Genomic DNA, 9,667 nt, shown 5'->3' on the forward strand with positions numbered 1-9,667 from the left:
AGTGACCATGTCCATCGAAGGCAGGATCGCCGAGGAGCTCGGCGTACGGGAACGGCAGGTCAAGGCCGCCGTCGAGCTGCTCGACGGCGGCTCCACCGTGCCGTTCATCGCGCGCTACCGCAAGGAAGCGACCGAGATGCTCGACGACGCCCAGCTGCGCACCCTGGAGGAGCGGCTGCGGTACCTGCGCGAGCTGGAGGACCGCCGCGCCGCGATCCTCGACTCCGTACGGGAGCAGGGCAAGCTCGACGCGGAGCTGGAGGCCCGGATCGCCGCGGCCGACACCAAGGCCCGGCTGGAGGACATCTACCTCCCCTTCAAGCCCAAGCGCCGCACCAAGGCCCAGATCGCCCGCGAGGCCGGCCTGGAGCCCCTCGCCGACGGCCTGCTCGCCGACCCCTCCGTCGAACCCGCGGCCGCCGCGGCCGCGTTCGTCGACGCGGACAAGGGCGTCGCCGACCCGGCCGCCGCCCTGGAGGGCGCCCGCGCCATCCTCACGGAGAAGTTCGCCGAGGACGCCGACCTGATCGGCGACCTCCGCGAGCGCATGTGGGGCCGCGGCCGGCTCGCCGCGAAGGTACGCGAGGGCAAGGAGGAGGCGGGCGCCAAGTTCTCCGACTACTTCGACTTCGCCGAGCCCTTCACCGCCCTCCCCTCGCACCGCGTCCTCGCCATGCTGCGCGGCGAGAAGGAGGACGTCCTCTCCCTGGACCTGGAGCCGGAAGAGCCTTCCGACACCCCCGGCCCCTCCACGTACGAGGGCGTCATCGCCCGCCGCTTCGCCATCGCCGAGCGCGGCCGCCCCGGCGACAAGTGGCTCGCCGACACCGTCCGCTGGGCCTGGCGCACCAAGATCCAGGTCCACCTCGGCATCGACCTGCGGACCAGGCTGCGCGCCGCCGCCGAGGACGAGGCCGTCCGGGTCTTCGCCGCCAACCTGCGCGACCTGCTGCTCGCCGCCCCCGCCGGGACCCGTGCCACGCTCGGCCTGGACCCGGGCTTCCGCACCGGCGTCAAGGTGGCCGTCGTCGACGCGACCGGCAAGGTCGTCGCCACCGACGTGATCCACCCGCACGTCCCGGCCAACAAGTGGGACGAGTCCATCGCCAAGCTGGCCCGCCTCGCAGCCCGGCACTCCGTCGAGCTGGTCGCCATCGGCAACGGCACCGCCTCCCGCGAGACCGACAAGCTCGCCGGGGACCTCATCGGCCGCCACCCCGAGCTGAACCTCACCAAGGTGATGGTTTCGGAGGCCGGCGCCTCCGTGTACTCCGCCTCGGCCTTCGCCTCGCAGGAACTCCCCGACATGGACGTGTCCCTGCGCGGCGCGGTCTCGATCGCGCGCCGCCTCCAGGACCCCCTCGCCGAGCTGGTCAAGATCGACCCGAAGTCCATCGGCGTCGGCCAGTACCAGCACGACCTGGCCGAGGTGAAGCTGTCCCGCTCGCTCGACGCGGTCGTCGAGGACTGTGTCAACGGCGTCGGCGTCGACGTCAACACCGCCTCCGCCCCGCTGCTCTCCCGGGTGTCGGGCATCAGCGGCACCCTCGCCGAGAACATCGTCGCCCACCGCGACGCCAACGGCCCCTTCCGCAGCCGCAAGGGCCTCAAGGACGTGGCCCGCCTGGGCCCGAAGGCGTACGAGCAGTGCGCGGGCTTCCTGCGGATCCGCGGCGGGGACGACCCGCTGGACTTCTCCAGCGTCCACCCCGAGGCCTACCCCGTGGTCCGGGCCATGGGCAAGGCGGCGGGCGCCGAGGTGGCCGCGCTGATCGGCAACACCTCCGTGCTCTCCTCCCTGCGGCCCGAGCAGTTCGTCACCGAGGCCTTCGGCCTGCCCACCGTCACCGACATCCTGCGCGAGCTGGAGAAGCCGGGCCGGGACCCCCGCCCCGCCTTCAAGACGGCCACCTTCAAGGAGGGCGTCGAGAAGATCGGCGACCTGGCTCCCGGCATGATCCTGGAAGGGGTGGTCACCAACGTGGCCGCCTTCGGCGCCTTCATCGACATCGGCGTCCACCAGGACGGACTCGCGCACGTCTCGGCCCTGTCGAAGACCTTCGTCAAGGACCCCCGCGACGTGGTGAAGCCGGGCGACATCGTCCGGGTCAAGGTCATGGACGTGGACATCCCCCGCAAGCGGATCTCCCTCACCCTGCGCCTGGAGGACGAGGCGGGCGCCGAGCGCGGTGCCGGCGCCCCCCGGCAGCGGGACGAGCGGCAGGGCGACCGCCGGGGCGGCGGCGGGCGGCCGCCGCAGCAGCGCGGCGGCCAGGGCCAGGGCCAGGGCCAGGGCCAGGGTCAGGGCCGGGGTCAAGGTCAAGGTCAGGGCCGACGCGGCGACGGCCGGCGCCAGGGCGCGGGCGGCCAGGGCACGGGCGGCCAGGGCGGCGGAGGGCAGCGCTCCGGCGCCCCGGCCCCGGCCAACAGCGCCATGGCCGACGCCCTCCGCCGGGCCGGCCTGACCGGCCCCGAGGAGGGCCGCGGCCGCCGGTAGCGGCGCACCCCGGGCCGCGGCCCGGGGGAGCCCCGGCAGGAGTGGCCGAATAGCCACCCCGCCAGGGGAACTTCCTTGCCAACTCCCGGTGAAGATCGGTAGGGATGGTGGAACGCCCGTTCGCCCGCGCGGACGGGCGTTCCCCTTTTCCCGTCGGGGACCGCACCCCCGAGGCCGCCCCAAGGCACAGGACGCCATGCCGATGCCCACCCCCCACGCCTACCGACGCTGCCCGAGAAAGGGTCCGAAGAGGGAACACATGCCCTACCGGGACCTCAGCCTGCGCAAACGCTGCGAGACGATTCTCGGTCACCTGGACCTGGCCGCCCCGTTCTCCCTGGCGGGCCTCTGCGCGCACATGGCCGACCGGCGCGGCCGCCCCATCCGGCTCCACCCGCTGCCCAGGGAGGCCGCCGAATCCGGCGTCTGCGGGCTGTGGATCGGCACCGACACCGTGGACTACGTCTTCTACGAGGCCCACACCACCCCCCTGCACCGCGAGCACATCGTGCTCCACGAGCTCGGGCACATCCTCTTCGGCCACCACTGGCTGGAGGGCGGGAAGGACGACGGCCGGGCCCCCGTCGTCCGCGGCCGCACCGACTACACCACCCGCCAGGAGCAGGAGGCGGAGATGCTCGCGAGCATGATCCGCATCCGGATCCGCACCTCCGCCGCCGGCCACCCCCGCCGCGGCGCGACGCCCCGGGGAGCCCTGGCCCGGCTGGAATCCGCCATGGGCTGCGCACGGGGCCACCACGATGGCAGCTGAACTCGCCGCCGCCGGAGACTGGCTCGCCGTCCCCAGCGTGGTCTGCCTGTGGATCGCCGTCCTCATCCGCGCCCCCGGCGCCCTGCGCTCCCCGGAACAGCGCGGACTGTGGCTGGCCGTCGCCACCGCGGCCGCCGCGATGACCCTCAACCTGCCCGCCGTCGTCACGTACGCCATGAGCCGCGAGCCCTCGTACGCCCACACCGTCGGCATCGTCCGCAACCTCATCGGTGTCCTGTCGGCCGGCGCCGTGCTCTACTTCGTCGCCGCCGCCACCCGCGGACGCAGGCTCCAACTCGCCTCCTGGGCGGGCACGGTGCTCTGGTTCGCCGTCCTCATCACCCTGGACGCCACGGCCCCCGCGCACGGCACGCACACCATCCCGTCCGCCGGTCCGCCCGTGCCCTCCCTCGCGTACTGGCTCGTGCTCATCTCCGCCCACCTGATCGCCAACACCGTCTGCGTCTTCGTCTGCTGGCGCTACGGCCGCCGTTCCGAAAGCCGCGCACTCGCCCTGGGACTGCGGCTGTTCGGCCTGGGCACCGCGCTGGCCTGGGCGTTCTGGTTCGCCTACCTGCTCAAGGCCCTCTTCGCCAGCACCTGGGCACTGCCCGCCCTGCCGCTGCTGATGAACCTGCACGGCCTGCTGCGCGCCGCCGCGATCCTCGTGCCCACCCTGTTCGCGCTGCGCAGCACCCTCGCCGACGCCACCACCGCCTGGCGGCTGTGGCCGCTGTGGCGGGACCTGGTCCAGGCGGTCCCGTACGTGGTCCTCACCGAACCCCGCACCGGTCGGCTGCTGGAACTGCTCTGGCCGCCCGTGCCGCGCGACCTGCTCGTCTACCGCAAGGTCATCGAGACCCGCGACGCGATCCTGATCCTGGGGGAGTACGTCACCCCGGGCGTTCCGGAACTCGCCCGCGGCCATGTCGCCGGCACGGGCGTCCCCGAGCAGAGGCGCACCGCCGCCGCGCTGGCCTGCGTACTGAAGGAGGCCCGGCGGGCCAAGCTCGCCGGACTGCCCGGACTGCCCGGACAGCCGCCACGGGCCCCCGCGCTGGACCTGCCGGCCGTGATGCGGACCTCCGCCGAGGACGGGGACCTGGAGGACGAGGCCAGGTTCCTGGTGGACGTCGCGCAGGCCTGGGCCTCGCCCACGGCCGCCGCCTTCGCCCCCGCGACCCGAACCGCCTGAACACATCCGAGAGCGAGCCCACGTGCCCACCACCGTACTGATCACCGGGGCCAGCGCCGGCCTCGGCGCCGCCTTCGCCCGGGCCTTCGCCGCCAAGGGCTGCCGTCTGGTCCTCGTGGCCCGGGACAAGGACCGTCTGGAGGCCCTGGCCGCCGAACTCGCCCGGGAGAACGGCACCTCCTGCGAAGTGCTGCCCGCCGACCTGCTCGACCCCGCGGCCCTCGCCACCGTCGCCGACCGGCTCGCCGACACCGCCCGGCCCGTCGACGTCCTCGTCAACAACGCCGGATTCGGCCTGCCCGCGCCCTACCCGTACAACCCGGTGGAGGACGAGGAGCGGATGCTCGACCTCCTCGTGAAGGTCCCGCTCCGCCTCACCCACGCGCTCCTGCCGGGCCTGCGCGAACGCCGCCGGGGCGCCGTCCTCAACGTCTCCTCCGTCGCCGGCCTCCTCCCGACCGGCACGTACGGGGCGGCGAAGGCCTGGATCACCGCCTTCAGCGAATCGCTGCGGATCGACATGGAGCCCTACGGGGTCCGCGTGCTCGCGGTCGTCCCCGGCTTCACCCGCACCGAGTTCCAGGAACGCGCCGGCATGGACGTCAGCGCCCTGCGCGACGCGGTGTGGCTGGAGCCGGAGGCCGTGGTGGCCAAGGCCCTGCGCGACCTCGCCCGCCGCCGCCCGATCAGCGTCACGGGCCGCCACTACCGGGCGTACGCCATCGCGGTCCGGCACCTGCCGCGCTCCTTCGTGGCCCGCAGGATGGCCCGCGACCGGCGCCCCCCGGCCGGCCGGCCCGCCTGAGCAGGCCGGTTTGCGGAACGGCGGTCCGGGCAGCAGCCCGGACGAGTTCTGGACGGCACGGCACGGCAGGCCGGGCCGGGCTCCGGCCGCGCGGAACGCGCGCACGCCGAGCCGGAGCCCCTGCGGTGCCCGGTGACGTCGGTGCCCGGAGCCGTCAGAGTTCGGTGACCTTGCCGCCGGCGACCTCCAGCCGCCGCGTCACGTGCACCGCGTCCAGCATCCGCCGGTCGTGCGTGACCAGCAGCAGCGTGCCCTCGTAGGCCTCCAGGGCCGACTCCAGCTGCTCGATCGCCGGCAGGTCCAGGTGGTTCGTCGGCTCGTCCAGCACCAGCAGGTTCACCCCGCGCCCCTGGAGCAGCGCCAGGGCCGCCCGGGTGCGCTCGCCGGGGGACAGGGTCGCCGCCGGGCGCAGCACGTGCGCCGCCTTCAGGCCGAACTTGGCCAGCAGCGTGCGCACCTCCGCCGGCTCGGTGTCCGGGACGGCCGCGCAGAACGCCTCCAGCAGCGATTCCTCGCCCAGGAACAGGCCGCGCGCCTGGTCGACCTCCCCGACCAGGACGCCCGAGCCGAGGACGGCCGAGCCGGAGTCCGGGGCCAGCCGGCCCAGCAGGACCGCGAGGAGGGTGGACTTGCCGGCGCCGTTGGCCCCGGTGATCGCCACCCGGTCCGCCCAGTCGATCTGCAGGCTCGCCGGGCCGAAGGAGAAGTCGCCGCGCTTGACCGCAGCCTCGCGCAGGGTGGCGACCACCGAGCCGGAGCGCGGGGCCGCCGCGATCTCCATGCGCAGCTCCCACTCCTTGCGGGGCTCCTCCACGACCTCCAGGCGCTCGATCGCCCGCTGCGTCTGGCGGGCCTTCGCGGCCTGCTTCTCGCTGGACTCGCCGCGCAGCGCCTTGCCGATCTTGTCGTTGTCGGTGGACTTGCGGCGGGCGTTGCGCACGCCCTTGTCCATCCAGTTGCGCTGCATCTGCGCCCGGCCTTCGAGCGCGGCCTTCTTGTCCGCGTACTCCTCGAACTCCTCGCGGGCGTGGCTGCGGGCCCGCGCGCGCTCCTCCAGGTACGACTCGTAGCCGCCGCCGTAGAGGTTGATCTGCTGCTGGGCCAGGTCCAGTTCGAGGACCTTGGTGACGGTCCGGACCAGGAACTCGCGGTCGTGGCTGATGACCACCGTGCCGGCGCGGAGCCCCGTCACGAACCGCTCCAGCCGCTCCAGACCCGCCAGGTCCAGGTCGTTGGTGGGCTCGTCGAGGAGGAACACGTCGTAGCGGGACAGCAGCAGGGAGGCCAGGCCCGCCCGGGCGGCCTGCCCGCCGGACAGCGCCGACATCGGCAGGTCCAGGCTCACGGCCAGACCCAGCTCGTCCGCGACCTCCTGGGCGCGTTCGTCGAGGTCGGCGCCGCCGAGGTTCAGCCAGCGGTCGAGGGTGTCCGCGTACGCGTCGTCGGCGCCCGGGGTGCCGTCCACCAGCCCCTGCGTGGCCTCGTCCAGCGCGGCCTGCGCGGCGGCCACGCCGGTCCGGCGGGCCAGGAACTCGCGCACCGATTCGCCCTCGCGGCGCTCCGGCTCCTGCGGGAGGTGGCCGACGGCCGCGCCGGGCGGGGAGAGCCGCAGCTCCCCGGTCTCGGGGGTGTCCAGCCCGGCGAGCAGGCGCAGCAGGGTCGACTTCCCGGCGCCGTTGACGCCGACGAGGCCGATGACGTCGCCGGGCGCGACGACGAGGTCGAGACCGGCGAAGAGCGTGCGCTCACCGTGCGCGGCGGTGAGGTTCTTGGCGACGAGGGTTGCAGTCATGATGCCCCGATCCTATCGGCGCGCCGGCACCCCACTACCCGCCGATCAGCCGCAGGCCCGCCCACAGGGCCGTCACCGCCGCCGCGAGGGACACCGGCGTGGTCAGCAGCCCCAGCCGGGTGAAGTCGCCCAGCCGGACGTCCTCGCCGTGCGCGTGCAGGAGCCGCCGCCACAGCAGGGTGGCCAGGGAGCCGACGTACGTGAGGTTCGGGCCGATGTTCACGCCGATCAGGACGGCCAGCACCACCCCCGGCCCGCCGGGCGCGGCCAGCGGCAGCAGCGCGAGCACCGCGGGCAGGTTGTTGATCAGGTTGGCGAGTACGGCGGCCACCCCGGCCACCGCCAGCAGCGCGGGCAGCGCGTCCCCGTCGGGCAGCAGCCACTCCAGCCCGTCGCCGAGCCCGTGGCCCACCACGGCCCGTACGACCACCCCCAGCGCCAGCACGAACAGGCAGAACGCCGGCGCGGTGGAGGCCGCCAGCCGCCGCGGGGTGGTCTCGCGGCGCCGGAGGGCCCGGACGCCCAGCACCACCGCACCCGCCAGCGCGGCCCAGGCGGGACTGGCCTCCGCGAAGGAGGCCACGGCGAAGCCCGCCAGGGTCAGCACCAGCACGACGAGGGCGAACCGCGGCACGGGCGCCGGCTCCGCCGCCCCCGGCACGTGCTCGGGCGGCGCGGCCAGGTCCGCCCGGAAGAAGCGGCGGAACACCGCGTACTCCACGGCGATGGCGACCGCCCAGGGCGCCGCCATCAGCGCCGCGAACCGGGTGAAGGTGAGCCCGCTCGCGGCGAAGGCCAGCAGGTTCGTCAGGTTCGACACCGGCAGCAGCAGCGAGGCCGAGTTCGCCAGGTGCGCGGTGGCGAACACGTGCGGGCGGGGCCGGGCCCCAAGCCGGGCCGACGTCGCCAGCACCACCGGCGTCAGCAGCACCACCGTGGCGTCCAGGCTCAGCGCGGCGGTGACCGCCGAGGCCACCAGGAACACCCCGCCCAGCAGCCCCGCCGCCCCCCGCCCGGCCGCCCGCCGGGCCACGGCCGCCCCGGCGGCCCGGAACAGCCCCTCGTCGGCACACAGCTGGGCGAGGGCCAGGATCACGGCCAGGAACCCCACCACCGGCAGCAGCTCGCGCGTCTGCGCCCAGGCGTCGGCCGGCGACACCACCCCCAGGGCGACCAGCAGCCCGGCGGCCGGCACGGCGGCCGCCGCCTCGGGGAGCCCGCGCGGCCGCAGTACGGCGAAGGCCAGGACGGCGAGCAGCAGGACGACGGACAGGGACTCGGCGAGGACGGTGTTCAGGACGGCACTCCGGACGGCGCGGCGGGGACCGCCCAAGGATCGCACCCCGTCCCCACCGGTGTCCGGATAGGTGGGACACCCGTCATTGCGGCCATCCGCCGCCGGTCACAGGATGGATGCATGTCACCGCGAAACGTGCTCGTCGTCCTCTACGACGGGGTGCAGAGCCTGGACGTCACCGGCCCCGTCGAGGTCTTCGACGGAGCCGGCCGCTTCCCGGGGCAGCAGGGGTACACGATCCGCACCGTCTCCCCGGGCGGCGCCCCGGTGCGCACCAGCAGCGGGCTGACCCTGCTGCCGCACGGCGACCTGGAGGGCGCCCGCCCCGGCCCGGAGACCACCCTCCTGGTTCCCGGCGGCCGGTACACGGCCGACTTCGAACCGAGGCTCACCGACTGGCTGCGCGCCTACGGGAACCGCGCGGGCCGGCTGGTGTCGGTCTGCACCGGGGGACTGCTGCTGGCCGAGGCCGGGCTGCTGGACGGGCGGCGGGCCACGTCGCACTGGTCGGTGTGCGAACGGATGGCCCGGGACTACCCGCGGGTGTCGGTGGAACCGGACCCCATCTACGTCCGCGACGGCCCCGTCGCCACCTCGGCCGGGGTCACCGCGGGGATCGACCTCGCGCTGGCGCTGGTGGAGGAGGACCTCGGGCGGGACGCGGCGCTGGTCATCGCCCGGCACCTGGTGGTGTTCCTGCGCCGACCCGGCAACCAGGCGCAGTTCAGCGCGCAGCTGGCGGCGCAGACGGCGAGGCGGGAGCCGCTGCGGGACGTCCAGCAGTGGATCGCCGAGCACCCGGACGGCGACCTGGGCGTGGAGGCCCTGGCGGCCCGGGCGGCGCTGTCTCCGCGGCACTTCGCGCGGGCCTTCCAGGCGGAGACGGGGGTGACGCCGGGGCGGTACGTGGAACGGGTGCGGGTGGAACACGCGCGGCGGCTGCTGGAGGAGGGCGGGGAGGGGATCGCGCAGATCGCCCGCTCGTGCGGCTACGGAACCCCGGAGGCCCTCCGGCGCGCCTTCGTCAGGACCCTGGGCCAGCCCCCGGCCGAATACCGCCGCCGCTTCGGCCGCCGGCCGACTCCTTTCTGACGCGCCGCTCGCGCGGCTCGGCCCCAGGGGGCCTCCCCGGCTTGGCGGCGCTGCGCCGGACTCCGGCCGTCGGGTGCGGGGCCGGTTCGGGTGGCTGGGGCCGGTGGGTCGGGTGCGGGTGGGTGGGCCGCTGCGCGGGGCGAGGTCCCCTACCCGCCCTTCCTCCGTTCCCCGGGCTGCGCCCGGACCCCTTCCCGGGGGCTCCGCCCCCGGACCC

Annotated in this window: 7 protein-coding genes; 5 read left to right on the forward strand and 2 right to left on the reverse strand. The window is 74.9% G+C overall.

Annotated features, from left to right (window positions below; all coding sequences use genetic code 11):
• Window position 1 precedes the first annotated feature (1 nt).
• The 4 genes from ACQKM2_RS37225 to ACQKM2_RS37240 all read left to right on the forward strand — a co-directional run bounded on the left by ACQKM2_RS37225 (window position 2) and on the right by ACQKM2_RS37240 (window position 5,269).
• The gene (locus ACQKM2_RS37225; RefSeq protein ID WP_427717721.1) at window positions 2–2,497 is read left to right on the forward strand and encodes a Tex family protein; all 2,496 of its coding nucleotides are present in this window, start codon (window positions 2–4) and stop codon (window positions 2,495–2,497) included.
• Window positions 2,498–2,756: 259 nt separating this feature from the next.
• Complete coding sequence (locus ACQKM2_RS37230; protein ID WP_427717723.1) at window positions 2,757–3,269, forward strand: hypothetical protein; 513 nt, start codon at window positions 2,757–2,759, stop codon at window positions 3,267–3,269.
• Window positions 3,259–4,464: an MAB_1171c family putative transporter gene (locus ACQKM2_RS37235; protein WP_427717725.1), complete on the forward strand. Its 1,206-nt coding sequence runs from the start codon at window positions 3,259–3,261 to the stop codon at window positions 4,462–4,464. Before ACQKM2_RS37230 ends, ACQKM2_RS37235 begins: the two co-directional genes overlap by 11 nt.
• A gap of 22 nt (window positions 4,465–4,486) precedes the next feature.
• The gene (locus tag ACQKM2_RS37240; protein ID WP_427717728.1) at window positions 4,487–5,269 is read left to right on the forward strand and encodes an SDR family NAD(P)-dependent oxidoreductase; all 783 of its coding nucleotides are present in this window, start codon (window positions 4,487–4,489) and stop codon (window positions 5,267–5,269) included.
• Window positions 5,270–5,423: 154 nt separating this feature from the next.
• Here ACQKM2_RS37240 and ACQKM2_RS37245 read toward each other — a convergent pair whose 3' ends face one another.
• A complete protein-coding gene (locus ACQKM2_RS37245; RefSeq protein WP_427717730.1) occupies window positions 5,424–7,061 on the reverse strand; it encodes an ABC-F family ATP-binding cassette domain-containing protein in 1,638 nt (545 codons plus the stop codon).
• A gap of 34 nt (window positions 7,062–7,095) precedes the next feature.
• A complete protein-coding gene (locus tag ACQKM2_RS37250; RefSeq protein ID WP_427717731.1) occupies window positions 7,096–8,394 on the reverse strand; it encodes an SLC13 family permease in 1,299 nt (432 codons plus the stop codon).
• Window positions 8,395–8,478: 84 nt separating this feature from the next.
• Between ACQKM2_RS37250 and ACQKM2_RS37255 the strand changes: the two genes are divergently transcribed.
• Window positions 8,479–9,450 carry a GlxA family transcriptional regulator gene (locus ACQKM2_RS37255; RefSeq protein ID WP_427717733.1) on the forward strand — a complete coding sequence of 324 codons (972 nt, stop codon included), beginning with the start codon at window positions 8,479–8,481 and terminating at the stop codon, window positions 9,448–9,450.
• Window positions 9,451–9,667: the final 217 nt, after the last annotated feature.

Source organism: Streptomyces sp. NPDC004126 (assembly GCF_050275515.1).
Taxonomy (GTDB): Bacteria; Actinomycetota; Actinomycetes; order Streptomycetales; family Streptomycetaceae; genus Streptomyces.